This is a genomic window from Hallerella porci, assembly GCF_003148885.1.
Lineage (GTDB): Bacteria > Fibrobacterota > Fibrobacteria > Fibrobacterales > Fibrobacteraceae > Hallerella > Hallerella porci.
In genome coordinates, this window is record NZ_QGHD01000015.1 from 14,384 (window position 1) to 38,821 (window position 24,438).

The following is a 24,438-nucleotide window of genomic DNA, read 5'->3' on the forward strand; positions in this document are numbered from 1 at the left end:
GGTTTCCTTTTGAAAAAAATCAATATTCATTTCTTTTCGGAAAAGACCGAAACTGCGAAAGCGCGACAGATTTCTCTCTGGCGACCGATTCTTTGGCTGCTCGCTTTTGCGGTGGCTGTTTGCGGATTTGTATTCTTTTCTCCATTTCAAATTTATCACAAATTAAGCGATGGAACACTTGCGAATTTGCAAGCGCAAAATCGAATGATTCGCGAAAATATTTCTGTGCTGCGAGAGAATAATGACAGCGCCGAAAATTATTTGGAACGGACGACTTCGCATCAAGACAGTATTTATAAAATCGGCGGCATCTTTGCCGAAGTTCATTCGGATTCCGCGGATTCTGTTTACAAGCAAGAACGCACCGAAGCGCTTTTTCAAACTTATAAAACCTATTCGACTTTTCGCAATGCGTTAAACGCAAATCCTGCATTTGCACAAGCGATTCCCGTTCTGCGTCCACTTAAAAAAACGAGCACGATTACCAATCGATTCGGGATGATGTTCGATCATTTTACGGATCAAGAATTGCCGCATCGCGGCGTGGATTTTTTTGCCGAAGAAGGCGATACCGTTGTCGCGACGGGTGCCGGAAAAGTCATCGAAATCCGAGCGCATCGCGGATTTGGACAAACTTTAAAACTGCAACATTCCGATCGCATTCGCACATTCTATGCGCACTTGGATAAAATTTTAGTCAAGCAAGGTGACGTTGTAAAACGCGGCGATCCGGTGGCAATCGCAGGCCGTTCGGGGCGCACAGCGGGCTCGGTTTTGCATTACGAAATTCGCATCGACGGCGAACCGGTCAATCCCGAAGATTATTTTATCAATCGCTAAGAGGAAAGGATGGAGATTACAAGACCATTTGAACAAAATGTAATTGCGATGGTTTGGGATTTTGATAAAACTCTCATCCGCGATTATATGCAAGTTCCGCTTTTTAAACGCTACGGAATTGACAGTAAACAATTCTGGGACGAAGTAAATGCGCTCCCCGAATTTTATGCGAAAAAAGGAATTCACATTAACCGTGACACTTCGTATCTCAATCACATTTTGACTTACGTCAAAGCGGGAAAAATGCGCGGACTTTCCAATCAAATTTTGCGCGACTGCGGAAAAGAATTGGAACTTTTCCCCGGACTTCCTGAATTTTTTCCGAAGATAAAATCGCTCGTGGAAGAAAACGAAAAATTTCAAAAAGCGGGAATTAAATTAGAACATTATGTTGTGAGCACAGGCTTTGCCGAAACGATTCGCGGAAGCGCTGTCGCTCCATATCTCGATGGAATTTTTGGTTGTGAATTTATCGAAGAACCGGCGCAACCCGGATTTTTAACCGCCGCCGAAAAAGCATTAGACGGCGAAATTTCGCAGGTCGCAAGCGCTCTTGATAATACATCTAAAACGCGTTATCTTTTTGAAATCAACAAAGGTGCCAATAAATTTGAAACGATTGATGTCAATTCGCAAATTGCCAAAAGCAATCGTCGCATTCCTTTTGAAAATATGATTTACATCGCGGACGGTCCTTCGGATGTTCCGGCGTTTAGCATTTTAAATCAAAGCGGCGGTGTAACGTATGCAATTTATCCCGCGCACGATCGGATGGCGATGCGGCAAGTGGATGCCCTTCGAAAAGATCATCGCATTCAAATGTATGGCGAAGCGGATTATACCGAAGATTCGATGACGTGGATGTGGCTTTCGGAACAAGTGCTGCGCATCGCGGAAAATTTAGTGGCGAAGCAAGAATTGAACATTCGCAAAAGCGCATCAAAACCGCCCGCGCATTTGAATTAGCAAAAAATTTTTCGCAAAAAAAAAGCCCCTTGCGGGGCTTCGTTTTTTAGTAGCGATAGAATTCCGGTTTATACGGCCCTTCGACTTTGACGCCGATGTAATCGGCTTGTTCTTTGCGAAGGGTAGAAAGATGAACGCCGAGTTTTTCCAAATGCAAACGGGCGACTTTTTCATCGAGAATCATCGGAAGACGATAGACTTTACCAGCTTCGTATTTGTAACCGCTGACGGTTTCTTTTCCCGTTGCCGAAAGCCAAAGATCGACTTGGGCAATCGTCTGATTGGTAAAGCTTGCGCTCATCACAAAGCTCGGGTGACCCGTTGCGCAGCCGAGATTTAACAAACGGCCTTCGGCGAGAACGAGAATGCTATGGCCATCGGGGAAAATCCATTCATCAAATTGCGGCTTGATGTTATTTTTGCGGATGCCTGGAACTTTGGCGAGTCCCGCCATATCAATTTCATTGTCGAAATGTCCGATGTTTCCGACGATAGCGCGGTGCTTCATCTTCGCCATTTGTGCAGCCGAGATGATTCCTACGTTTCCAGTGGTGGTGACGAAAATGTCTGCGAACGAAACGACTTCGTCGAGAGTCTTTACTTCGTAGCCTTCCATCGCCGCTTGGAGTGCGCAGATTGGATCGATTTCGGTAATGATAACGCGAGCGCCTTGTCCGCGGAGGGATTGTGCGCAGCCTTTACCCACATCGCCGTAGCCGCAGACGACTGCGATTTTTCCTGCCATCATCACATCGGTTGCACGGTTAATGCCATCGATCAAAGAATGACGGCAGCCGTAGAGATTATCAAATTTCGATTTGGTGACGGAATCGTTCACGTTAATCGCCGCAAACGGGAGACGTCCTTCGCGGGCCATTTCGTATAAGCGATGCACGCCCGTTGTCGTTTCTTCGCTCACGCCTTTGACTTTGGCGCGGATTTTAGAAAAGTGCTTCGGGTCTTTTGCAATTTCTGCGCGAACGACTGCGAGGAATGCGCCCCATTCTTCGGAATCTGTTGCGGGATTGTATTCGGGAACTTTTCCTGCGTCTTCAAATTCTGCGCCGCGGACAATCATTAGAGTCGCATCGCCGCCGTCATCGACGATTAAATCGGGACCTTCACCGTCTTCCCAAACGAGAGCGCGGGCGGTGTTTTCCCAATAATCTTTCAGAGTTTCGCCTTTCCAAGCAAAAACAGGAGTTCCTTTCGGATTTTCAACAGTTCCTTTTTTACCGACGACAATTGCTGCCGCCGCATTATCTTGGGTGCTGAAAATGTTGCAGCTGACCCAACGCACATCGGCGCCGAGTTCCGTCAATGTTTCGATAAGAATCGCGGTTTGCACGGTCATGTGAAGGCTTCCCATAATGCGGGCGCCTGCGAGTGGCTTTTTCCCTTCGTATTCTTTGCGGAGTGCCATCAGTCCCGGCATTTCAGTTTCTGCCAAATCCAATTCCTTGCGCCCTTCGAGAGCAATGCTCAAATCTTTTACTTTGTATTCCATGTTTTCCTCGGAAAATTGATTTTTCGCAAAAATAGTTTTTAAAACCTGCGAAACGAAAAAGGGTTCGGATTCGAAATGAAAAAATTCTTGAATCTTCAATTTCTTCATCATTTCCACAAGTTATTCACTTTAAAACGGCGGCTGCAGGCAGTTCTTTGCGAATCTTCCCCTTGTGAAAAGAAAAAAGTTTACTATTTTTGGGACTCAAAAAAGTTTTTCAACTGGTAACTGATTGTTGCCTAAAGGTTTAGAACTATGAAAAGAACATTCCAACCGCACAACCGCAAGCGTCAAAACACTCATGGCTTCCGTTCTCGTATGGAAGATCGCTGGGGCCGCGCTGTTCTCAGCCGTCGCCGCGCCAAGGGTCGCAAGCGTCTCACTGTTAGTGATTCCATTTACAAGAAGTAAGGCTAGGTATCCCCAGTCTTCGCTCCTTTAGACTCGGTTCTGAGTCTAACTATCGACAAATAGCCCATCACGGTAAGCGTGTCCATGCGGCATCTTTAACGATGCAATGGATAGAAAGCCCAGATGGGGTTTGTCGTTTTTGTTTTTTAGCGCGGAAGAAGAACGGAAGCGCCGTTTATCGCAACCGTTGCCGCCGCATTTTGCGCCCGATTTTTTTCGGAAAAGCGCCGACGATTCCTGCCCCCGTTTGGGCGATGATTATCGTCAATGACAAAGAAGGGGAAATGACTTCGGAACGTTTACACAAAGCGTCTCGGAAAATTTTTGAGAAAATGGGCTGGGTATGAGCCTGCGAAAGTGGAAACATATCGCCGAAGAAGTCCTGATATTTCCCATTCGTCTTTATCAGAAAATTCATCCATATTTTTTTCGCGGAGTTTGCAAGTTCCAACCGACGTGTTCGCAGTATGCTGTTGAAGCGATTCGGACTCACGGAATTTTCAAAGGTTTCTATCTTGCAGTTTTTCGAGTGCTCCGTTGCAATCCCTTTTCCCGGGGTGGCTACGATCCCGTTCCGCCAAAGAAAGAGAAGCTCACATGAAAAAGAACACCCTCATCGGTCTTATTCTCCTCGTCGGCCTGTTCGTTTGGTCGATGACAATGTCTACCAGCCGCGCTCAAGAAGCGCAAGCTGCAGCCTCTAAAAAAGCCAAATCCGAACAAGTGGAAAATGTCCGCAGCGGTTCTCTCCGGACTCCAGAACTAGCGCCGTTAGATTCTTCGAAACTTGTTCCGGTAACTCTTGCTCCGCAGACAGCGCCCGCAGTTGTTGACACGACGAAAGATTCTGCTGTCGTTGCCGAAGCGCCGATTGTCCGCAAAAAAGTGAAAATTGAAAACGATCATTTCTCGGCGGTTTTCGATAATCAAGGTGCAAAAATTACAAGCATCGTCGTGAAAGCGTTAAAGGATTCCGCAGGAAATTTCCCCGAAATCATTGCGGATACCGTCAAGGGTGCGCTCGGTCTTAAAATTGACGGCGTCGATCTTTCGGAACAATTATTCGCTCTCCCCGAAAATACTCCGGATTCCATCTTTGCCGAAAACGAAACCACTTTGACTTTTACATTCAAAGATCCGAACGGCAACAAAGTCATCCGTCGCTATACCGTTTCGAAGTCGGATGTTTCGATTAAGCAAGCGGTAACTTTCGAAGGCTTTAAGCCGAATGATTACGAAATCATTTGGGACGGCGGCATGAAAGAAACCGAAGAATTCCCGAAAGGTCGTAGCTTCGGCGGCGGCAGTTACTTCTTTAGCGAAGTTGTCTTCAATGACTTGGTGGGCGTCGAACGCGAAACTGTCCGCGACCGCGAAAAGTTTAATGAAGAAGAAGGAAAAATTCTTTGGGCAGGCATGCGCCGCAAATATGTCGCCGCAGTCATCAAATATCCCGAAGCTTCGGAAGCAACACTTTCGGCAGAACATTTCACGGGAAAAGATGCGGATAGCAAAGACCCGGGCACCTATCGCATTACGCTTTCCGATAATTTGAACGGAAGCGATACGCTGGCATTTGACTTCATGGTTCTTCCGTTGAGCTGGTCCGAAATCAAAAGCTTTGATTTGGGATTTGAAAAAATTATCGTCAGCGGTTGGAGCTGGTGCGGCGCCGATGTTTGGTTCGTCGCTCTCTGCGGCTTTTTGCTTTGGCTCCTCAAATTCTTCTATTCCATTATCCCGAACTACGGCGTAGGAATTATCCTCATCACCATTCTCGTGCGCACGCTCACGACTCCGCTTACATTAAAGCAGTTGCGTTCCACAAGCGGGATGAGCAAACTCAAACCCGAAATCGATGCAATCAATGTGAAGTATCGTTCGGACCCGCAAAAGAAACAAGCTGCGATTATGGAACTTTACGCGAAGAATCACATCAACCCGATGGCTTCGTGCACAGGCGGCTGCCTCCCGATGCTCATTCAGATGCCGGTATTCTTCGCGCTCTTCATGGTCTTCGGTCGTGCAATTGAACTTCGCGGAATGCCGTTTATCGGTTGGATTACCGACCTTTCTCGTTCGGATGTCATTTGGAACGGCATCACGATTCCGTTTATCATGCCCGACGGAATTGCGATTCTCCCGATTGTCATGGTCTTCACGACTTACTTCCAAACGAAGCAATCGATGGCATCGATGACCGATCCTGCGCAACAAAAAATGATGGTGTGGATGATGCCCATCATGATGTTCCTCTTCAGCGCAGTGATGCCTTCGGGCCTTGTGCTTTACTGGATTATTTCGAACTTGTGGGGCATCGGCCAATACGCGCTCGTGAATCGCGCCCGCCGCAAAGCGAACGCGCAAGAATCCGAAATGCTCAAAGGCAAAAAAGTCCAAGACGCAGTCATCGTGAAAAAGAAATAAAAATTCAAAACGCAAAAGACGAAGGCAAACGCTTTCGTCTTTTTTTTGTGCCCAAAGTCGCCGAATCTTATTCAGAAAAAATCCAAGGGGGAAAGCCTTCCCCTCGCGTAAACCGCGCGGCAAAATCGCCAAATAAAATCTCCGCCGCGCGTTTTCCGCTACCCCTTCTGCGGGGACACCCCGCAACGCCCCGAATTCAATGAGGCCGGTAGATGATGGCGCGCCGTAGTTTTGAGAACTTAGAGCTTAGAACTTTGATCTTAGAAACTCTAAGCTCTAAGTTCTCATTCAGACCTGCGAGATGCCATTTTACTCACCAAATGCGTCCTTGCACTTTTGCAAGGTGCCATTTTACCCGCCAAATGTGTCCATTCACTTTTGAAAGGTGCCATTTTACTCGCCAAATGTGCCTATGCACTTTTGCAAGGTGCCATTTTACCCGCAAAATGGGTCCATGCACTTTTGCGAGATGCCGTTTTACTCACCAAATGTGTCATTGCACTTTTGCGAGATGCCATTTTACCCGCCAAATGTGTCCATTCACTTTTGAAAGGTGCCATTTTACTCGCCAAATGTGCCTATGCACTTTTGCAAGGTGCCATTTTACCCGCAAAATGGGTCCATGCACTTTTGCGAGATGCCGTTTTACTCACCAAATGTGTCATTGCACTTTTGCGAGATGCCGTTTTACTCACCAAATGTGTCATTGCACTTTTGCGAGATGCCGTTTTACTCACCAAATGTGTCATTGCACTTTTGCGAGATGCCATTTTACCTGCCAAATATGTCCATTCACTTTTGCAAGGTGGCATTTTACCCGCCAAATGTATCCTTGCACTTTTGCAAGGTGCCGTTTTACTCACCAAATGTGTCCATGCACTTTTGAAAGGTGCCATTTTACTCGCCAAATAGGTCATTGCACTTTTGAATGATGCCGTTTTACCCGCCAAATGTGTCCATGCACTTTTGAAAGGTGCCATTTTACCCGCCAAATGTGTCCATGCACTTTTGAAAGGTGCCGTTTTACCCGCCAAATGTGTCCATGCACTTTTGAAAGGTGCCATTTTACTCGCCAAATAGGTCATTGCACTTTTGAATGATGCCGTTTTACCCGCCAAATGTGTCTATGCAATTCTGCGGTTAAATTCCCTAACCACTAATCACTGACCACTAATCACTGACCACTAATCACTAACCACTAATCACTAATCACTTCTTTCGCGGGAATGTCAAATACGCCAAAAACGAAACCTTCGCGCTTTCCCCCCCCCGCCTACGGCGCGCCATCATCTACACCCCCTCTTTTCTAATTCATCTCTTCTTATCGTATTTAAAATTCCTAAGACCAAGTAGAAGCAGGAAAGTAAAAAGAGTTTTAGCAGTTCGGGGGCGACTTCGGAAAAGGTAGCGCCGAGATTTTGAATTTCGAGCCAAGCGGGAATGGCGTAGGTCGAAGGAAATGCAAGCCCGAGTGCGCGAATCCAAACGGGCATATTTGAAATGGGCCAGCTAAATCCCGATGAAAAAAGGACGAGAATTGGAACGCTTGCAAAAATGGCGAGAGCCGATTCGCGGTATTTTAAGAATTGCGCAAAGAACATTCCCATGTTGACGACGCAGCCAAAGAAGATGAGCCCGAAAATGAAAACGAGCCAAGAATCGCCGCGGTTCGGAAATTCGAATACGTGATAAACGATGAATTTGTAAAAGAATAATGCGACGAGATAATGCAAAACGAAAGCGAGAGAACGCCCAAAGTAACGCGAAATCAGCGGGGCATTTTCGGTGTCTTCACAATTTTTTAGCAATTTGAATTTGCGATTTCTGCGGGCACCGCCCATGACGCAGACGCCGATTAAACAAGTTTGCTGTAAAATAATCATGAGCACAGCGCTGACCGCGTAAATGCCGTAGCCGCCCGATTGATTAAACATACGAAAGAATCGTGTGGGAATGGGATCGCGAATGGCTTTGGCTTGGGCAACTGAATTGCCGCGTAGGGCGATGTGTTTGACTTGAGTTGTTGCGCCGACGGAGCCTGCGACCATTGCAAAAGAAGTCGCAATATTTCCGTAGAGAAGAATGAATGCGCCGTGGCAATAAACGCCGAGAGAAACATTATTCCCTTTTCGGAGTTCGGCTTCGGTGCCTTCCGGAATTTTTAAGTAGCAATAAATGGATTCGTCAGCGAGTAATTTTTGCGCTTCGGATTCTTGCGGGAGAACTGCGACGATTGTATCTTCTTGCGCGGCACTTGCCATCTGAATGATTTGCCTTGACATTGCCGAATGATTTTCGTCGACAATAGCTGCGGGCGCTTTATTGGCAACTTCTTCTTTGTAAGGATACGGATAATAGAAAGCGTATAAAAGAACGCCGACGACGATGATGAGCATGCACGCGGGATCGCGTAACATCGTGCGCCATTCGACTAAAGTAATGCGGAAAAATTGATTCACGAATCGGAACATAATTCTTCCTGCTTTAAATTTTTAGCGATACGAAAACGCTGCATTAAAAGGCCGAGCGCAAGCCAGAATAAAAATTCGGCGGCTAAAATTTCAAAAGAATGAAACGCCCGCTCAATTCCTGCGTGCCCGAAGAAAAAGGCGGATTGCAATTTCATAAAATGCGTAATCGGGAGAAGAAAGGCAAAGAAACGCATCGGAATGGGCATCGCAAAAATCGGAAAAGTTTGTCCGCAAAAAGCAAAAGCGGGGCCGCCTGTAACCGCAGCAGAACTGAGAGCAATTCGCATTTCGCCGACGATTCCCGCAATCGCTGCACCGTATGATAAACACACGCCGATCATGCAAAAGGCTCCGCCAAAAAGAACGACGTGGTCGATCATTTCTAATGCGGGCATTTCATTTCGTGCGAGCACAAGCATTAAAGAAAATTCTAAACCGAGAAGAAAAAAGGCGGGCAAAAATCTCCCGAAGAAAGCGCAGACGAAAGAATTTTTCGCCTCTTCGACAAACCATTTTTTGGTTTGGCGTTCTCGTTTGGGATAAGAGAAAATATATGCGCCCACAATCATCGAAATCACATGGAAGAGGGCGACGACTAAACCGATTCCTAAAAAGCGTTCAAAATTTCCCGAAGGATTTCCGATTAAATGGAGCTCGGTTGTAATCGGCGGGGCGACGGAATTTTTGACGAGAATTGCGCCGACAGTTGCAATCGCTACGCGTAAATCGTTGACGATGAGTTTGCTCGTTAAAAGCGATTGGCCGTTGGTGTAAACGGTAACGGCGGGAGTTTCGTAACGGAGCGCGTGCTTTTCTAAGTCGGCGGGGATGTAAACGAATCCGAAAATTTCGTTACGTTTCATCGCCGAGGCGCATTCCGAAACACTTTTGCAGCGTTGCGTAATTTTTGCGGTGGGCGTTGCATCAATTGCGCGGATAAGGCGCGCGGGCAAATCGCCGCCGCTTTCTGCGACGACGCCGACGGGTAAATTTCTCGGCGTTTCGGATGAAAGCAAAGACAAAATGCCGAGGCAAAGAAAAAGCGGAAACACGAAGAGAAGTAGCGCGAGAAGCGGGTCGCGTTTTAGGTAAGCGCCTTTGACAACTGCCAAAAAATTCCGCAGCAAATTTTGCCTCGCTTAACGTTTCCAGAGAGCGGTCATGCCGGGACGTAATCCGTCAACGGGAGCGCTCGGGCGGAGGCGTACTTCAAATGTTTTTAAATCAAATCCTCCGCTTTCGCGGCTGCTTTTCCAAATCGCATAATTTCCTGCGCTGGCGATATAGTAAACGGTCATCGGAATATTTTTATCTAATGCGGGAATGTATAATTCAAAAGTTTTTCCTTTCGTCACATTTTTGAGTGCGTCTTCGCGGATGTTGAAAACTGCCCACGCATCTTTTAAATCGGTAATGGCGACGACGGGCATTCCTGCGCCGACGACTTCGCCTTCTTCGGAAATTTTGAGAGTGACTTCGCCCGAAATGGGCGCGACAATTTTCGTTTCATTTAAGTAAGCGTTGACTTCGGCTTTGGCGCCGTTCGCTTGGAGAACGAGTGCATTGGCTGCGGCTTTGTCTTCGCTGCGTGCGCCGTTTACCGCCAAAGTGTATTGCGCTTTTGCCGCTTCGACTTGAGCGTTTGCTGCATTCATATTGGTTTCGGCTTCATCGCGCTTTTGCACGGGGAGAACGCCTTCGTCAAAAAGTTTCTGCACGCGTTCGTAAGTTGTCTTTGCAAGTTTTGCGGCTTCGATGGCGCGGTTCATCGTCGCTTTGGCTGCGTCGATTTGTTCGCTGCGGGCTCCGTTTTGCGCTTTGTTCGCTTGGGCTTTGGCGGCTTTGTAAGCGCCGTCGGCTTGCATCTTTTTCGCTTCGACTTCGGGCGAATAAATTTCGGCGATGAGGTCGCCTTTCGTTACACTATCGCCTTCGCGGACAGAAAATTCGCTAATGCGACCGGCGAGTTTCCCGGCGACCATGACGCGGCGGGCGTCGATTTGACCTTGCAAAAATTCTTGCGTCGGCGTGAGCGCAAAATGTTTAATCGCACCAAATGCTGCGACGATTAACGCGATAATAATTATGAGCAGAAAAATTTCAGGAATGCGTTTCATTTTTGATTCTCCAGATATTGCCCGATTTTTTCAACTTCACCGCAAGTTTCGAGAAGACCGACGAGAGCCATCATCGCATCGTAATTGGCTTTGAGAGTAGCGACGCGTAAACGTTCGAGCGAAAGTTCTGCATCGACGACAGAGAGGCTTGTGCCCATGCCCGCATTAAACGCTTTCTGCTGATCTTCTAAAGATTCCTTTGCCAATTCTTCGGTCTTGGATAATGTTTCGAGTTGACTTTTGGCGTGTTCGTATTCGCGGAAACGTTTCTCGACCAAGAGCGAAATATTTTGCACCGCTTGATGTTCCAAACTTTCAACTTCGCGTTCTTGCGATTTCGCTCCGGCGACTTTTCCCACGGTTTCGCCGCCGTGGAAAATATTCCATTCGACGGCAACGCCTACGGCCCATTCGGGCTCAAGAATGGTCAAGTCTTTTGTATAAAGTTCTTTTTTCCCGAAGAGGGCGACGGTTGGGAAGTAATCGCCGCGGGCTGCTGTGACGGCGCGCCCGGCGCGCTTTTTTTCTTGTTCTAATTGTTTAATGCCCGGATAATTTTGCGTGGCGCGGGATTTGTAATCTTCCAACGAACCGTTGATAGCGACAGTTGTAATCGGCGTTGTCGCAACAAGTGCGGTATCGTTTGACCCCAAACTATTTGCCAAAGCAAGACGTGCAAGCGAAAGGTCGCGTTCGGCGTTATCCTTTTCCGTCATCGCTTCGACGAGAGCGACTTCGGCGCGGAGGCGCTCTGCCCGCGAAATTTGACCGCCTTCTTCGAGTTTTTTCGCTTGATCTGCGTGGACTTGAATTGTGTTTAACGCATCGGTTCTGAGTGCGACCATTTCTTCGGCGAGACGCATTGTAAAATAACGCCCGCAGACTTGTGATAAAATGGAATTTTCGGCCATGCTAAATGCAGATTTTTGAGCGTCCACATTTTCTGTCGAAGCTTTGTAAGCCGAGAAAATTTTTCCGCCGGTAAAAATGGGCCAAATGAGAGTCGCTGACGCATTGAAGAATAAATCGTCTTGCACTTGAATTTTGAATTGATCTTCGGGAACTTGCGCCGCAAATTTTGCGTTGCCTGCACCGGCCGCTTGTTTTGCCATCGCATCAGCGGTAGCTTCGCCCGCAGTGGGAGCAGTCACCCCATAAACGCTTGCATAAGTGGATGCGTAATTGGACCCGACAATCGCTGTCCGCACTGGCGTCAAATCAATCATAATCGGGTCGTTGATTTTTGTCACTTTTCCCGCCAGAGTCAACTGCGGCATAAAAAGCGACCGCGCAGAAGTCTTTTGACTTTCTGCTTTTTCTAAATGCGTTTTGTTCACCACAATCTGCGGATTTTTTTCTTTGGCAATTGCAATCGCATCGTCAATCGAAAGCGACGCCGCAAACGCTGAAAAACTTAAAAAAGCAACTGTCGTAGCAATTCGTTTCATTTTATCTTAAAATTAAAAAAATGTTCAATTAAAAATGTCAAAATGTCGCTTTTGTTGACGAAAGGGGGAATTTAGGGGAAAAAAGGGGGAATTAGGAATGTAAAATTTGATGCGGCGAAGCCGCGCGAAGCTTTGAGAACTTAGAACTGAGAGCTTAGATCTTAGAAATTCTAAACTCTAAGCTCTAAGTTCTAAGATCTTGCATTTTCCCGCGCGAAGCGCTAGTTTCAATGAACAATGCATAATTAACAATTGAGAATTAGGCGCACCTTTGGTGCGCGGGTTATAAACTGCAGCGAAGCTGCCTAACTTTATAATTGTTAATTGTTAATTTTCAATTATGCATTGATTTCAACTTTTTTCATTTTTAAGTAAAATCTTCTTTACTTTTGGAAAATTTTTACTGATTAAAGCGTTTAAAGATAAAGGCGTCATTTTGAAAATTTTAAGCAGAAATGTCTCTGTTTGAAACTCTATGGAGAACAAAATGGCAAAATCAAAAATTCCTTCCATTTTCCAAGGGCAAGATTATCTTGACCCGAAATACAACACCGCATTCCACGCTCTTTTTGGCCGTGACGATGCGTTAATTAGCTTCTTGAATGCGGCATTGCATTTGAAGAAAGCCGAGCAAATTCAAAAGCTCGAAAAAGTCCAACACGAATGCGAAATTACGATTAACATTCCGCATCCGCTGATGGTTCGCTTCGACATTCACGCGATCACGGCAAATGACGAACGGATTGATATTGAAATGCAGCGGATGGGTTACTGCGATTACTTGGATCGGATTCAAATTTACAATGCAATGCTGCTTCTGAATTCAAAAGACGAATTGCAGAAAAAAGAAATCAAAGCCAAAAAGAAACAGAACGATTCTAAAATTGAAAACGAAACTCTCGAAGATTTGAAGAAAAAATTGACTCGCTACGAGCTCCCGAAATTGTATTCAATTTGGATTTGCGATTTTGAAATTCCGGAGCTCAAGGAAATCGCAGAATACCGCGACGAGTTTAGTCTCTACAGCAAGAATTTAATTCACCACGGAAACTTAAAAACGCTGACCCCGAAAAATTCTTATATTATCTACGAACTGCAAAAGTTTTCGAAAACTGCAAACAAACTTGTAACTGCCGAAGATAAATGGCTTTACATTTTGAAAAATGCCGGTTCGCAAACGATTCCCCAGTTCACCGATGAAACTTTTGCCGCAGCGTTAAACCGCATTGCAGTAAACGACGAAAACGAAAACCTTCTCGAAAAACAAGAAAAGGAAATTGCTATGACCGAAGATATTGAATACATCCGCGCACAACGCGTCGTGGCGATGGTCAATGCCGCAGAAGAGAAAGGGATTCAGCAAGAAAAATATTCCCTCGCCAAAGGTTTTCGCGATAAAGGCTATCCTCTTTCCGACATTTCTCAAATTACCGGCCTCACGATCGACGAAATCAAAGCATTGTAACAAAAGAACCGCGAAAGCGGTTCTTTTTGTTATTAACATTCCTCACTTCCCTTCATATTTTTCATGCTTTTCTACGGCTTCACTCTGAATGACACAGAGTTTGTCATCCCTTCGCAATGCCCCGCATGTCATCCTGAGCAACGCGAAGGATCTAGCAGTTCCCACTGCGAAAAAAAACGCTAGATCCTTCACTGCGAACCTACGGTTCTCCGTTCAGGATGACACAGACACCTTGTTCCGCACTCCTCTCAGAATGACACAGCGGATGTGTCTGCGGCGCGCTTGTTATAAATAGCAGCGAAGCGCCTAACTTTATAATTGTTAATTCTTCATTATCAATTATGCATTATTAGCCAATGCACAATGAACAATTGGAAATAATGGCGCGCCTTCGGCGTAGATTTTTTCCAATTAAGAAGTCAAGAAATTGTGAGCTTTATACAAAAATGGCTCGTATTGCTACGAGTCATTGTGAATTCAAACGCTTATTGTTGTTGTTGAGAGTTGCTTTCTGTTAGAGGAGTCAAATAGGTCGGCGAATTGGAGTTAGCATTCGAGGTTTGATTCGCGGCAGAATCCGTTTTTACGGACCATTTGAGTTTTCCCCATTCTTTTGCTTCTTCCAAGTTTAATTCTTTGTAAGTAATTGCCGTTCCGTAATATTTACAAGAGTAACTGACTTCGACAGAATTGCCAGAACCGGTAGAAACTTTGGATTCTTGCATTATCAAATTGATTACATCTTGTGTGTCGGCAAAACGTAATTGAGCGTATTGCATAAAATCAACTTTGGAACATTTTTGTTGCTTTTCAAAAAACACGGGGCCTAAAATTTTGACTTGCCATAATCCGAGTGCCAAAACATCGGATTCCGTATAATTTGAAATGGGATTGATATTTTGTTCTCTCAAGTTTGTGGAAGTTCTTGCGCAGCTTGTGAGCAAAAGTAAGAAAAATGAGAGAGCGACAAAACTGGATTTAAAAATTAACTTTTTCATTTTGAACTCCTTTATAAAAAGTTTGCTGTATAGTAACAAAAAAAAACAGTTTTGTCTAGATAAAATGAAAAGTTTTTGTTTTTCTCTTGCAATTTTTTATTTGATTTTATGTTCGTCTCGAAACAATTTTTTCTGTCGAAATTCATTTTGTGAACACTTTCGGAACGCTTTAAATCACAGTCTATAGAATTTTACATTTGTTTTACCTATTTGGGTGTATTTTATAGGCGTCAAATTTGAATAGTCCGACGGGACTGAGGTACCTATGAAGTTTCCTTTTACAAAAGCGATGCTCATCTTGAGCGCAGCGGCGCTTACTTGGAATTGCTCTGATTCTTCGAGCGGCTCCGATCCGGTGGAATTGTCGTCTTCGAGTGCGGCAGCTCCGGTTTTAGACCCGAATGCAACTATCGTTGCGCCTTCTCCTGTGGGAAATATTTATTCGGACTTGTCCGTGCGCGATGAAGCTGGCAATGTCGTCGGAACTTTTGACCCAAATACGACTTATATTACATTAAATGACGGCTCTGTCATCGATTTGAACGGGAATGTCATCTCGGCGCCGACTTCTTCTTCGAGCGAAATTGTCGCCCCGACTTCTTCGGCTTCCGTCGATCCGATGTCCTCGGCAATTCTTCCGACTTCTTCGGCAGCGGTAGAAGTGAGCTCTAGCTCCATTAACATTACCCCAGTTGATCCGAATTCGGGATTTAAAGATATTAGCGAATACCCCGTTGCCGCTTATAAAAATATTTCGGGTAACGGCACGCGCGGCTGGAACACGCGTTATTGGGATGCTTGTAAACCGCACTGCTCTTGGATTGCTAAGGGCGAAGAAGGAAAAACGGATACAACGACCCAAGAAAGTTATGAAAAGGGCATGACAACGGCTCGTAACTGCAATATCAATGATGTAGAAGTTCCTACCTTTACCCTCAGCCACGATGTTCAACAATACTGGATTGGCTATGAAGGCACGACTTCTGCTTGCGAATCTAGTGCAGGCGCAAAGGGCGTATTTACTTGCACCGATATGGCGCCGATTGCGGTGAACGATACTCTTTCGTATGCTTATGTGGCAGGTCCGGGTTCGAGCACGACTTGTGGAAAATGCTTCCACTTGCAATATGACGGAAGCTTTAACGACGAATCGTCTTCGAATAAACCCAAAGAAACTCATAAAGCTCTTAAAGGCAAACACATTGTCGTTATGACTTCTAACATTGGCCACGATGTGAAAGATGGTCAATTCGATTTGATGGTTCCGGGTGGTGGACCTGGTATCTTTAACGCTTTGAATATTCAAGTGAATGGTCAGAACATTGAATGGGGCGCTCAATATGGCGGCTTTCTCACTTATTGCCAAGGCAAGCTGGGTTATGATGCGAGTTTGGAGGCATATCAATCCTGCGTGAAAACGATGTGCGATGATGCCTTTGGGAATGCTGGGCTTCCGAATTTGCTCCGCGGTTGCCACTGGTTTGCTGATTGGTATATGGCTGCAGACAATCCGACTTACCAATGGGAAGAAGTTGAATGCCCGCAATATTTGCTGGATCATTACTTGACAACGATTAACACCAAAAAGTCGAATAATTACGCATGGCATACAGACTGGTCCACTTACAAGCAAGGCGATGAACTTGAAACGCTGAATTGTACGGACAAAGGCTGCGAATGCCCTGACGATATGAGAGCCAAAGGTGCTTGTAAATAAGTTTCACAAAGTGGTGTGAGTGTGCTGGGAAACAGAGAGGATCTATGAAAAAACGTTATTTACCCTTTATCGTTCTCGGTTTTGCGATTTTTGCGTGGAACTGTAGCGAAAGTTCTTCTTCGGGACCTTCGGAAAATCCGCTCCCGACAACGGCAGAATTGCCCTACTATTTGGGCGGTTTTACGATTGATCCGGCGACGGGTAAAGTCTCGGATGCAAACGGATCTGTCGTTGGACAGTTAAATGCCGACGGCACTGTCGTGAGCAGTGTAGACGGCAGCGTGATCTTTGCTGCAGATACGACGGTTCTTCCGAGCATTTCTTCGGCGGGATTCCTTATCAATAAGAACGGCGTCGTCACCGATTTGAACGAAAACGTCATCGGTTCTTTGGGCGCAGATGGCGCAACGATTACCAAAGAAGACGGCTCTATTGTGGATTTGAACGGCAACGAAATTCAGCCGAGCGATAAACCGCTTTCGAGCAACGGCTTCATCGAATCCTCTTCGAGTGTTGCTGCAGATCCGGAAGCGACATTGGTCGCGCCTTCGGCAGTGGGTAATATCTATTCCGATATGACAGTCCGCGATGCCAACGGCAATGTCGTCGGAACATTTGATGCGACGACTGGTTACGTGAAGCTGAATAACGGTTCGGTGGTGGACTTAGAAGGTAAAGTCATCTCGGCTCCGGCTTCTTCGTCTTCGACGGTTTCCTCTTCTTCTGTGGAACAGCCGCAGATGAGCTCTAGCTCCGAAAACGAGCAACAAGTTGAAGTGAAGGGTGATTTGACTATTTCCGGAAGCTTAACGCAGACGGTAGCTCAAGGGCAAAAGATTAGCCAAGTCTCCGTCAGCAATTTAAAAGCGCAGCCGTCTAGACAGTCTTGGAATGCTTGGTTCATTAGCGATAACGATCTCAAGTACGATGCGAGTGCAAAGACTTTCACGATTAACGGCACCGTTCCTGAAAGTTTCCAAATCGGCGAAGTGACGGAAACTTGGATTATCGATGGCACTCCCGTAGCTCTGACTTTGAATGTAACAGCAAAGGGCGGCAGTACCCAACCGCAGTCTTCTAGCTCGGTCAAGAGTTCGAGCAGTCAGCAACAACAAAAGTCTTCGAGCTCGGTTGCGCGTTCTAGTTCTTCGGCTGCGAAGTCAAGTTCTTCGACGACTACGGGAGGCGATACAGGTCTTAAGTATGTCGCTGGTGGCGCAAGCGGTTCGGGCTGGGCAACTCGTTATTGGGATTGCTGCAAACCAAGCTGCTCTTGGACAAATAACGCTGGCGCAGGCAACGAAGCGAGACTTTGCAATGCAAATGGTTCTACTCGTATCACGGATTTGAACGCCACAAGCGTTTGCGAAGGTGGTAATGCTTCGACTTGTAAGAGTCAAATGCCGATTATTGTAAACGATAATCTTGCATACGCTTTTGCTGCGGTTCCGGCTTCAAACGGCGGGCAGTGCGGTCACTGCTACGCTCTTACCTTCGACGGTACAGGTAAATATGAAACGAAGGATCCGCATCAGGGACTTAAAGGAAAGGTTCTTGTCGTTATGGCGTCGAATGTCGGAGCGGATGTGGAACAGGGACAATTTGACGTGATGATTCCTGGCGGTGGTGTGGGCATTTATAATGGCTGCGCCAATATGGGCTGGGGTGCTATGGGTCAACAATACGGCGGACTTCTTTCGGATTGTGAATCAGAAGTTGGCTATAGCAAATCGGGCGCAACTCTTACGAATGCGCGTAAGCAGTGCTTGACTCAAAAGTGCAACTCTACTTTTGCTAACGATCCGGTGGCGAAAGAAGGTTGCTTGTTCCTTGCAACTTGGATGAATGCCGCAGGAAATCCGAATCACACTTATCGTGAAGTCGAATGCCCGGCAGCTTTGAAGGCGCAATACTAATCCAAAATCTTTTCGATAAATTAAAACTCTCACTTTCGGGTGGGAGTTTTTTATTTTAATAAAAATTTGAGGGAAATATGCCGTTAAAAATTATTCAAAATGATATTACGAAAGTGAGCGCTGATGCGATTGTCAATTCGGCAAATCCTTTCCCGATTTGCGGAGGCAGTACCGAATCTTGCATCTATGAAGCGGCGGGCTATGATGAACTTTTGAAAGCGCGAGAAAAAATCGGCAAGATGCAAGTGTGTGAAGTTTCGCATACGAGTGCATTTTCACTTTGCGCCAAGTACATTATCCATGTGGTTTCTCCGCGGTGGAATGAGGGCGAATCGGGCGAAAAATTTGCGCTGCGATTTTGCTATGAACGCGCATTGCAAGAAGCTTTATCGCTTGGTTGCAAGTCGGTTGCGTTTCCACTTTTGTCAAGCGGCGTTTATAAATTTCCCAAAAAAATTGCACTTCAAATCGCCAAGGATTCCATCGAAGATTTTTTGAAAAATGAAAATTCTTTGAACGTTTTCTTGGTGCTTTACGATGATAATTCCATCAAGGCGAGCGAGAAACTTTCTCTTGCGATTCAGCGTTACATCGACGATAATTTTGAAAGCGACGAAAAGTCAATTAAATCTGTGATTTTTGAAAATGAAAACGCTGTTCTCGGGGCTCCGGAAATTTATCAAAAATGCCAAAAATGCACACTTGAAGAAGCGCCCGTTTTTAGAAAACTCAAAAATATCGAAAGCGAATTAGAAGAACGTCTCGATGCGAAGAGCGATACATTTCAACAGCGACTTTACTATTACATTCAGAAAAAAAATCTCGACGATAAAACGGTTTATACCCGCGCAACACTTGACCGCAGACATTTTGCAAAAATTCGAAAAGACGTAAATTATCGCCCGCAAAAAGCGACTGTCTTTGCCCTTGCCGTATCGTTAAAACTTGACCTTGACGAAACCGAAGATTTGCTTTCGCGCGCAGGCTTTGCCTTTTCAAATTCAAGCTATGCCGATCTTATCGTTCAATTTTTTATCGAACATCAAATTTACGATATCGGATACATTAACGATGAACTTATCAAGCGCAAAGAAAAAGCGCTCGGTGCAATTTAATTCAAAAATCGCCTTTTAAAATGTCGCCTGGCAGGAGACCACGGCGAGAATCTCCAAACCTATATTGAGACTATCAAATGCGGCGCTATTCTGCGCAAACGCATCAAAAAAGAGAGGCTCAATATGAAGGAAGGACTTACCGAAATCGTTTTTATTATGGACCGCAGCGGATCTATGAGCGGGCTTGAATCCGATACCATTGGCGGCTTCAACGCGACCATTGAAAAACAAAAAAAGGAACCGGGCGAAGCGCTTATTTCGACAGTTCTTTTTGACGACAAATCCGAAGTGCTTTATGATCGCGTAAACCTTGAAAAAATCGAACCCATGACCGACAAGCAATACTTTGTTCGCGGCAGCACGGCTCTTGTCGATGCGCTCGGAGGAGCTATTCATCACATCGGAAATGTGCACAAATACGCCCGCGATGAAGACCGTCCCGAAAAAACCGTCTTTATCATTACGACCGACGGCTACGAAAATTCGAGTCACCGTTACGATGCTGCACAGGTGCGCGCGATGGTTGAACGCCAAAAGAGAAAATACGGTTGGGAATTCATCTTCTTGGGAGCAAACATTGACGCAATCGAAACCGCGCGTCATTACGGCATTGACGAAGACCGCGCGGCAAATTTTGTAAATGATGAAATGGGCATCGAAGTGATGTGCCGCGCCGAAAGTGCTGTCATCAGCGATATCCGAAAAGGCAGGGCTCGCAACCGCAACTGGAAAAAAGAAGTCGAAGCCGATTACAAGAAACGCAGATAAATAAAAAGCGATTTGCAGATTGCAAAAATCCCCCGAAAGCTAAATAAGCTTTCGGGGGATTCGTTTTAATGCGTTTGATTTTATGTCATCGGAAGATTGCAGCGAAGAAGAGCGGCTGCAATTTCTTCTTTCCGCGGAAGTTCCGAATCTTTGGAAAATCCTTGCGGCAAACGGCGGAAGCCGACATTTTGAATTTGCGTATACAACTTTTGAATCGCTTCATCGGCGGGGATGTCTTCGACATTTTGCAGCAAGTTTAAAAGGAAAAGTCCAAGTCCGCTCAAGGTTGCCGTTTCGGCGTGTGGGAAGAGCGCTCGCAAGTCTGCTTGCACATAACCAATCGCCATTTCTTTTCCGCGGAGACGCACTTTTACTTGACGCTCCACCGCATTACGCGTTTTAATGCCGGGGAGAAGCGCTTCGGCAATTTGCAGCAATTTCCGAGAACGGAATTCTCCGAACGGCGGTAACTTGGAAAGCGGTTTTTGAACGGATGACTTTTGCGCAATTTCTTTGGCGCGTTTCGTTTCACAAAATGGTTTATAATTTTTCATCACCAAAACGGTGTCGGCATTTTGCAAATAATCGCCGCAGGCTCCGATGACTAAGACCAAATTGATACCGCGATTTTTGAGTTCGTCCGCGCGATCCGAAAGAGGAATTAACGGTTCATCTTTTTCGCCGACAAGTTCCCGCATCCGCGCATCGCGTATGAGAAAATTGACCGCCGAAGCATCTTCGTCAATGAAAAGAGTCCGCGAACCAAATTCCAACGCTTCCATCACATTCGCCGCTTCGCTTGTGCTTCCCGAAGCCGAAAGCGTTTCAAAATTTTCCGTCGAAGTGTGGAACGGAAGTTCGCGCACAAAGGGCGCAATGCGTGTTCCGCGGACAATGCGACCCGGTTCTGCAGCGATGCGCATCGCCGACGTTTCCGTCACAATCCATTCGCGTCCGTCACCAGGAATATGCGGCACGACAGCGCTTTCGAGCGCAGACAAAAGCGTGGACTTTCCGTGGTAAGCGCCGCCCGCGATAATGGTAATGCCTTTGGAAATTGCCATGCCCGAAATTTTTTTCCCGCAGACTTCAAAAGTTTCGCGCAATTCTTCGGGCGAAGTAAAGGGAATAGCTCCCGCTTTGGGCTTATCGCTTGCGCCCGATTCTCGCGGAAGAATTGCACCGTCGGGAACGAAGGCGATGAAATTTCGCTTTTGCATTTCGGCAAGCAACGCTTCGCGGATTTCTAAAGATTCGATGTAACGCAGCGCTTCTTTTTTATCGGCGTCGGAGTTTAAGTATAAACTCATCAACAAATCGGGAATCGTCGAAGTCAAAATTTCTGCGGCAGAAGAAACATCAATCGTGCGTTTGTCGCCCGGAAGATCCACCGAAAGCATGAGTTCGACGATGGCTTTCCCTGCGTTTTCCGAAGGTCCGCCGACCCAAAGAGAATTGCGGACGAGAATTTCTTCGCCCGGAGTCTGCACATTCAGCAGAAATTTTTCACCGTTTTCTTTCGCGGCTTCGCTTCGGGAATTGACTTCGTTTGCAATTTTTCGGAGCAAAAAATCGGCGAGGGCGAGACGCTTCGTCGGGAAGTTTCCCCATTCGGCAGGAATTCCCAAAATTTCAATGGGCGCTTTGAATTTAAGCCTAGACGCAGGCGCAAACGGATCGCCTTGCACATGGATAAATTCCAAATCAAAATCGCCGAAATTCCAAATTTTTCCGACGAGACTTTTGTATAAACCGTAATTTTTTCCGGTAAACGTGCGCAATTTTTGATAAAGTTCTTTCATTTCTCCAAAAAGTACAATTTATAAGGGAATTTTTACATCGCATCTTTCCGCAAAGGGCGATTTTCTTTATATCTTAATAACGATTTTAAGGAGCTTAAAATGAAATTCATTTCGAAACTTTTTGCTTTTAGCGCAGTATCGCTTTCGCTCTGTGCCGCTCTTGCTTTTGCCGAAGAACCGCCACCTCGCGGACAGGCTGCAACCGTTACGATTATCACAGAACCGCCTAACAGCGAAGTGTATCTCGGCAGCGAACTTTTGGGCAAGAGCCCGATTGAAAACATGCAGGTCAAGTCGGGACGCCAGACTTTAATCGTCGTCGATCAAGGTTATGAATTGGTGAATCAACGCGTGAATATTTGGCCGGGTAACGATAAGCGCAATCAATTTAATTTTGGCACCGTGATTCCGAAAGGCCACGTCGAAATTACAACTCTCCCGGGCAAGTGCATTATTTATGTGGACGGCGATAACGCAGACCGTACCGATGGCGCACCGTTAACTGTGAACAACCTCGACGCTGGCGACCACATGGTTCGCGCAGAATGCAACAACGGTCGTATGGCAGAACAGATGGTGAAAATCGAAGGCGAAAAGACCGTGAAAGTCACCCTCGACGCTCGCAAAGGCAAACGCTACAAATAATTTCGGAAAAGTTTTCCGTTTTGAGTCCGCAGAAAGAGCAATCTTTCGCGGACTTTTTTGTTAATGAGAAATTAGAAGAAACTCCTAAAAATCCGAAAAGCCCTCGGACAGCTCCATTTGATTTACTGGGAAGCTAGAAGAGGTCTCGGACAGTTCCATTTGATTTACTAGGAAGCTAGAAAAGGCCTCGGACGGTTCCTTTTGATTTACTGGGAAGCTAGAAGAGGCCTCGGACGGTTCCATTTGATTTACTGGGAAGCTAGAAGAGGCCTCGGACGGTTCCATTTGATTTACTGGGAAGCTAGAAGAGCCCTCGGACAGCTCCATTTGATTTACTGGGAAGCTAGAAGAGGGCTTGGACAGTTCCATTTGATTTACTGGAAAGCTTTGTAAAATTTTCAACGCGATTTTTTTACGCATAAAAAAAGACGGATTTGCATCCGTCTTTTCTTTTCGAGGCAACGCTCAGACTCGAACTGAGGAATGGGGCTTTTGCAGAGCCGTCCCTTACCAACTTGGGTACGTCGCCAGGTGAAACCAATTATAGGAAATAATTTTAATTTTTCCAAGGTGAAGATGGCGGAACTTTCTCTAAAACGGCGATTTTTTTGCAAAATCATAGAACTTTGGATGCGTTCTTTGAGGATTTCGGTGAAAATTTCGGAAAATTTGAATGCGGCGGGGGTTTTAGCGCTTTGGCATCGGGATTTATTCGCAGGCGCGGCAGCGTTTCGGAAGCGGGGAATTGCAGCTTTTATTTCGCCCAGTGCCGATGGCGAATTGCTCGCAAAAATTTCCGCAGACCTCGGGTACAGGGTCGTTCGCGGGTCAAGTTCGCGGGAATCGCTTTCGATTCGGGAAATGTTACGGCTTTTGCAAAGCGGAAAAGTTTGCGCGATGGCGCTCGATGGGCCGCGCGGACCGGCGGGCGAAGAAAAACCGGGAACGCGTTGGCTTGCGAAACGAGCGCAAGTGCCCGCGTGGAAAGTCAGCGTGCAGTATGGAGCGCATTTTACCTTGCACAGTTGGGACGCAGCAAAAATTCCTTTGCCGTTGTCAAAATTGACAATTTCTTTAAGTTATCTTTGATTTGGTTGTAGATTAAAAAGATTGGAGAAAGAATGATTTATTCCACATTTGTTGCATTTGACTTGGAAACGACTGGACTCAAAAATGATAAGGATGAAATCGTAGAAATCGGTGCGGTAAAATTTACGGTTTATGATGATAATGGAGTCATTCGTCCGAAAGAAATTTCCACATTTCAGAGCTTGGTAAAGCCGCCGATGATGATTCCCGACGAAGCGACTCGGGTGAATCATATCACCAATGAAATGGTAGAAAATGCTCCCGTTATCAACGATGTACTCAAAAAGTTCACGGTATTTTGCGGACAAACCGCTATTCTCATCGCGCATAACGCAGACTTTGACTCGGGCTTTTTGCACGTCGCTTACACCAAGCATCCGCAACTTTTGCCGGGAAATCCAATCGTCGATAGTCTTCGCATTTCCAAATCGATTTTGCCCGAACTCAAAAGCCATAAACTCGGCGATCTCGCGCACATGTTTCAGCGGATTAAAGGTCAAATCAAATTGAGCATTAACAACGATGAAATGCACCGCGCTGTTTACGACTGCGAAATGTTGATGGAAGTTTTCGTCGCCCTTTTGCGCCGCCGCATCCGCAAAGAAGATTGGGATATTTCTCGGATTCTTCCTTGCATTATCAAGAACGGATCCGTGCCCGCATATTTGACCAAGATGAAATAATTTTGTAAAAAATTTCCCAGGAGAATTTTCGACTCGAAAATTTTGTATTTAGT

General features: G+C 46.0%; 24 protein-coding genes and 1 tRNA gene. 16 read left to right on the top strand and 9 right to left on the bottom strand.

Features of this window, described 5'->3' with window-relative positions:
- Positions 1-9: 9 nt before the first annotated feature.
- Together B0H50_RS07965 and B0H50_RS07970 are read left to right on the top strand one after the other, a co-directional pair.
- The gene (locus B0H50_RS07965) at positions 10-840 is read left to right on the top strand and encodes a M23 family metallopeptidase (RefSeq protein ID WP_106198917.1); all 831 of its coding nucleotides are present in this window, start codon (positions 10-12) and stop codon (positions 838-840) included.
- Positions 841-849: 9 nt separating this feature from the next.
- Positions 850-1,806 carry an HAD family hydrolase gene (locus B0H50_RS07970; RefSeq protein ID WP_173315006.1) on the top strand — a complete coding sequence of 319 codons (957 nt, stop codon included), beginning with the start codon at positions 850-852 and terminating at the stop codon, positions 1,804-1,806.
- Positions 1,807-1,852: 46 nt separating this feature from the next.
- On the opposite strand, the gene ahcY is transcribed toward B0H50_RS07970, so the two are convergent.
- Positions 1,853-3,313, bottom strand: coding sequence for an adenosylhomocysteinase (ahcY, locus tag B0H50_RS07975; RefSeq protein WP_106198927.1), 1,461 nt, complete (start codon positions 3,311-3,313; stop codon positions 1,853-1,855).
- Between the two features lie 255 nt (positions 3,314-3,568).
- Here ahcY and rpmH point away from each other — a divergent pair, with 255 nt between their 5' ends.
- From rpmH to B0H50_RS13335, 6 genes are all read left to right on the top strand, one after another.
- Positions 3,569-3,724 (top strand): 50S ribosomal protein L34, encoded by a 156-nt coding sequence (gene rpmH, locus B0H50_RS07980; protein WP_106198916.1) that lies wholly within the window; start codon positions 3,569-3,571, stop codon positions 3,722-3,724.
- A gap of 8 nt (positions 3,725-3,732) precedes the next feature.
- Entirely contained in the window at positions 3,733-4,071 is a 339-nt protein-coding gene (locus B0H50_RS07985) for a ribonuclease P protein component (protein WP_106198915.1), read from the top strand.
- Complete coding sequence (gene yidD, locus B0H50_RS07990; protein ID WP_106198914.1) at positions 4,068-4,325, top strand: membrane protein insertion efficiency factor YidD; 258 nt, start codon at positions 4,068-4,070, stop codon at positions 4,323-4,325. The genes B0H50_RS07985 and yidD overlap by 4 nt, the downstream gene beginning before the upstream one ends.
- A complete protein-coding gene (gene yidC / locus B0H50_RS07995; protein ID WP_109587532.1) occupies positions 4,322-6,151 on the top strand; it encodes a membrane protein insertase YidC in 1,830 nt (609 codons plus the stop codon). Before yidD ends, yidC begins: the two co-directional genes overlap by 4 nt.
- 336 nt (positions 6,152-6,487) lie before the next feature.
- Positions 6,488-7,063, top strand: coding sequence for a hypothetical protein (locus B0H50_RS08000; RefSeq protein ID WP_146193711.1), 576 nt, complete (start codon positions 6,488-6,490; stop codon positions 7,061-7,063).
- A 12-nt stretch (positions 7,064-7,075) separates the two neighbouring features.
- The gene (locus B0H50_RS13335; protein ID WP_158275895.1) at positions 7,076-7,231 is read left to right on the top strand and encodes a hypothetical protein; all 156 of its coding nucleotides are present in this window, start codon (positions 7,076-7,078) and stop codon (positions 7,229-7,231) included.
- A 206-nt stretch (positions 7,232-7,437) separates the two neighbouring features.
- Here the strand turns inward: B0H50_RS13335 and B0H50_RS08005 are convergent, their stop codons facing one another.
- The 4 genes from B0H50_RS08005 to B0H50_RS08020 are packed head-to-tail and all read right to left on the bottom strand — an operon-like array spanning position 7,438 to position 12,187.
- A complete protein-coding gene (locus B0H50_RS08005) occupies positions 7,438-8,622 on the bottom strand; it encodes an ABC transporter permease (RefSeq protein ID WP_106198911.1) in 1,185 nt (394 codons plus the stop codon).
- A complete protein-coding gene (locus tag B0H50_RS08010; RefSeq protein ID WP_158256497.1) occupies positions 8,607-9,734 on the bottom strand; it encodes an ABC transporter permease in 1,128 nt (375 codons plus the stop codon). Before B0H50_RS08010 ends, B0H50_RS08005 begins: the two co-directional genes overlap by 16 nt.
- Before the next feature lie 27 nt (positions 9,735-9,761).
- Entirely contained in the window at positions 9,762-10,739 is a 978-nt protein-coding gene (locus tag B0H50_RS08015; RefSeq protein ID WP_106198909.1) for an HlyD family secretion protein, read from the bottom strand.
- Positions 10,736-12,187: a TolC family protein gene (locus tag B0H50_RS08020; RefSeq protein WP_109587534.1), complete on the bottom strand. Its 1,452-nt coding sequence runs from the start codon at positions 12,185-12,187 to the stop codon at positions 10,736-10,738. Before B0H50_RS08020 ends, B0H50_RS08015 begins: the two co-directional genes overlap by 4 nt.
- Positions 12,188-12,674: 487 nt before the next feature.
- Here B0H50_RS08020 and B0H50_RS08025 point away from each other — a divergent pair, with 487 nt between their 5' ends.
- On the top strand, positions 12,675-13,652 hold the full coding sequence (locus B0H50_RS08025; RefSeq protein WP_158256496.1) for a PD-(D/E)XK nuclease family transposase: 978 nt from the start codon (positions 12,675-12,677) through the stop codon (positions 13,650-13,652).
- A 485-nt stretch (positions 13,653-14,137) separates the two neighbouring features.
- Here the strand turns inward: B0H50_RS08025 and B0H50_RS08030 are convergent, their stop codons facing one another.
- The gene (locus tag B0H50_RS08030; RefSeq protein WP_106198906.1) at positions 14,138-14,650 is read right to left on the bottom strand and encodes a hypothetical protein; all 513 of its coding nucleotides are present in this window, start codon (positions 14,648-14,650) and stop codon (positions 14,138-14,140) included.
- A 265-nt stretch (positions 14,651-14,915) separates the two neighbouring features.
- On the opposite strand from B0H50_RS08030, the gene B0H50_RS08035 reads away from it, so the two are divergent.
- The 4 genes from B0H50_RS08035 (at position 14,916) to B0H50_RS08050 (ending at position 20,166) form a co-directional block, all read left to right on the top strand.
- Positions 14,916-16,367: a glycosyl hydrolase family 5 gene (locus B0H50_RS08035; protein ID WP_233244645.1), complete on the top strand. Its 1,452-nt coding sequence runs from the start codon at positions 14,916-14,918 to the stop codon at positions 16,365-16,367.
- 44 nt (positions 16,368-16,411) lie between these two features.
- Positions 16,412-18,283: a hypothetical protein gene (locus B0H50_RS08040; RefSeq protein WP_233244646.1), complete on the top strand. Its 1,872-nt coding sequence runs from the start codon at positions 16,412-16,414 to the stop codon at positions 18,281-18,283.
- Between the two features lie 77 nt (positions 18,284-18,360).
- Positions 18,361-19,398: a macro domain-containing protein gene (locus tag B0H50_RS08045; RefSeq protein WP_106198905.1), complete on the top strand. Its 1,038-nt coding sequence runs from the start codon at positions 18,361-18,363 to the stop codon at positions 19,396-19,398.
- 123 nt (positions 19,399-19,521) lie between these two features.
- On the top strand, positions 19,522-20,166 hold the full coding sequence (locus tag B0H50_RS08050) for a vWA domain-containing protein (RefSeq protein ID WP_106198904.1): 645 nt from the start codon (positions 19,522-19,524) through the stop codon (positions 20,164-20,166).
- Between the two features lie 80 nt (positions 20,167-20,246).
- On the opposite strand, the gene B0H50_RS08055 is transcribed toward B0H50_RS08050, so the two are convergent.
- The gene (locus B0H50_RS08055) at positions 20,247-21,968 is read right to left on the bottom strand and encodes an ABC-ATPase domain-containing protein (RefSeq protein ID WP_106198903.1); all 1,722 of its coding nucleotides are present in this window, start codon (positions 21,966-21,968) and stop codon (positions 20,247-20,249) included.
- Positions 21,969-22,067: 99 nt separating this feature from the next.
- Here B0H50_RS08055 and B0H50_RS08060 point away from each other — a divergent pair, with 99 nt between their 5' ends.
- Positions 22,068-22,613 (top strand): PEGA domain-containing protein, encoded by a 546-nt coding sequence (locus tag B0H50_RS08060; RefSeq protein ID WP_106198902.1) that lies wholly within the window; start codon positions 22,068-22,070, stop codon positions 22,611-22,613.
- Positions 22,614-22,697: 84 nt separating this feature from the next.
- On the opposite strand, the gene B0H50_RS08065 is transcribed toward B0H50_RS08060, so the two are convergent.
- A complete protein-coding gene (locus B0H50_RS08065; protein WP_109587535.1) occupies positions 22,698-23,033 on the bottom strand; it encodes a hypothetical protein in 336 nt (111 codons plus the stop codon).
- A 36-nt stretch (positions 23,034-23,069) separates the two neighbouring features.
- Positions 23,070-23,142 (bottom strand) — tRNA-Cys (locus B0H50_RS08070).
- Positions 23,143-23,264: 122 nt separating this feature from the next.
- Between B0H50_RS08070 and B0H50_RS08075 the strand changes: the two genes are divergently transcribed.
- A complete protein-coding gene (locus B0H50_RS08075; RefSeq protein WP_158256495.1) occupies positions 23,265-23,702 on the top strand; it encodes a DUF374 domain-containing protein in 438 nt (145 codons plus the stop codon).
- A gap of 32 nt (positions 23,703-23,734) precedes the next feature.
- Positions 23,735-24,385 (top strand): 3'-5' exonuclease, encoded by a 651-nt coding sequence (locus B0H50_RS08080; RefSeq protein WP_106198899.1) that lies wholly within the window; start codon positions 23,735-23,737, stop codon positions 24,383-24,385.
- The last annotated feature ends 53 nt before the right edge of the window (positions 24,386-24,438 follow it).

Coding starts and splice junctions, on each gene's coding strand:
- B0H50_RS07970 (WP_173315006.1), top strand. CDS start 850: ATGGAGATTACAAGACCATTTGAACAAAATGTAATTGCGATGGTTTGG.
- yidC (WP_109587532.1), top strand. CDS start 4,322: ATGAAAAAGAACACCCTCATCGGTCTTATTCTCCTCGTCGGCCTGTTC.
- B0H50_RS08035 (WP_233244645.1), top strand. CDS start 14,916: ATGAAGTTTCCTTTTACAAAAGCGATGCTCATCTTGAGCGCAGCGGCG.
- ahcY (WP_106198927.1), bottom strand. CDS start 3,313: ATGGAATACAAAGTAAAAGATTTGAGCATTGCTCTCGAAGGGCGCAAG.
- B0H50_RS08015 (WP_106198909.1), bottom strand. CDS start 10,739: ATGAAACGCATTCCTGAAATTTTTCTGCTCATAATTATTATCGCGTTA.
- B0H50_RS08060 (WP_106198902.1), top strand. CDS start 22,068: ATGAAATTCATTTCGAAACTTTTTGCTTTTAGCGCAGTATCGCTTTCG.
- B0H50_RS08040 (WP_233244646.1), top strand. CDS start 16,412: ATGAAAAAACGTTATTTACCCTTTATCGTTCTCGGTTTTGCGATTTTT.
- rpmH (WP_106198916.1), top strand. CDS start 3,569: ATGAAAAGAACATTCCAACCGCACAACCGCAAGCGTCAAAACACTCAT.
- B0H50_RS08065 (WP_109587535.1), bottom strand. CDS start 23,033: ATGCGTAAAAAAATCGCGTTGAAAATTTTACAAAGCTTTCCAGTAAAT.
- B0H50_RS08030 (WP_106198906.1), bottom strand. CDS start 14,650: ATGAAAAAGTTAATTTTTAAATCCAGTTTTGTCGCTCTCTCATTTTTC.
- B0H50_RS08050 (WP_106198904.1), top strand. CDS start 19,522: ATGAAGGAAGGACTTACCGAAATCGTTTTTATTATGGACCGCAGCGGA.
- B0H50_RS08045 (WP_106198905.1), top strand. CDS start 18,361: ATGCCGTTAAAAATTATTCAAAATGATATTACGAAAGTGAGCGCTGAT.
- yidD (WP_106198914.1), top strand. CDS start 4,068: ATGAGCCTGCGAAAGTGGAAACATATCGCCGAAGAAGTCCTGATATTT.
- B0H50_RS08055 (WP_106198903.1), bottom strand. CDS start 21,968: ATGAAAGAACTTTATCAAAAATTGCGCACGTTTACCGGAAAAAATTAC.
- B0H50_RS08025 (WP_158256496.1), top strand. CDS start 12,675: ATGGCAAAATCAAAAATTCCTTCCATTTTCCAAGGGCAAGATTATCTT.
- B0H50_RS08080 (WP_106198899.1), top strand. CDS start 23,735: ATGATTTATTCCACATTTGTTGCATTTGACTTGGAAACGACTGGACTC.
- B0H50_RS08005 (WP_106198911.1), bottom strand. CDS start 8,622: ATGTTCCGATTCGTGAATCAATTTTTCCGCATTACTTTAGTCGAATGG.
- B0H50_RS08020 (WP_109587534.1), bottom strand. CDS start 12,187: ATGAAACGAATTGCTACGACAGTTGCTTTTTTAAGTTTTTCAGCGTTT.